This window comes from Candidatus Frankia alpina, from assembly GCF_902806485.1.
In the GTDB taxonomy this organism is placed as follows: Bacteria; Actinomycetota; Actinomycetes; order Frankiales; family Frankiaceae; genus Frankia; species Frankia alpina.
The window spans coordinates 1-503 of record NZ_CADCWT010000575.1 but is presented as its reverse complement, the minus strand read 5'-3'; the positions used below and the strand labels follow the sequence as shown (position 1 = coordinate 503).

General features: G+C 72.8%; 1 protein-coding gene. It reads left to right on the top strand.

Going from position 1 to position 503, the window contains the following annotated elements:
- Positions 1-336, top strand: a 336-nt coding sequence (locus G6R25_RS24565) for an adenine deaminase C-terminal domain-containing protein (RefSeq protein WP_272871470.1), incomplete at its 5' end; no start/stop codon positions are given.
- Positions 337-503: the final 167 nt, after the last annotated feature.

The following is a 503-nucleotide window of genomic DNA, read 5'->3' as shown; positions in this document are numbered from 1 at the left end:
CTGATCCGCGGCTGTGGGCTCAGCCGTGGCGCGCTCGGGGTGTCGACGGCGCAGGCCCCCGGCCACGTGATCGTGGTCGGCGCCCGCGACGACGACATGCTGACCGTCGCCCGAGCGGTCGAGGGCATGGGCGGCGGGTTCGTCGTCGTGGACCGGGGCTGGGTGCGGGCGGCCTGTTCGCTGCCGCTACTGGGCCTCATGAGCGACGCCCCGTGGGAGGCGGTGCTCGGCGAACTGGCCGCCGTCGACACGGCTGCGGCCGACCTCGGCTGCCGACTGCCGTTTCCCCTGCGGACCCTTGCGACGCTCGGCCGGCTGCTCTACACCCGCCCTTGAGGCCCTTACGCCCCCACCGCACGTGGACGGCGCCGGGAACGTCGTAGTCCCGATGGGTCAGCGCATTGGTGATCAGCTCCCGGAACGCCGGCTCCGAAAAGGCGGGAACCTGCACCCGTACGAGCTCGAACCGGACGACCTGTTCGGTGTTGCGGGCGCGGAAGCGG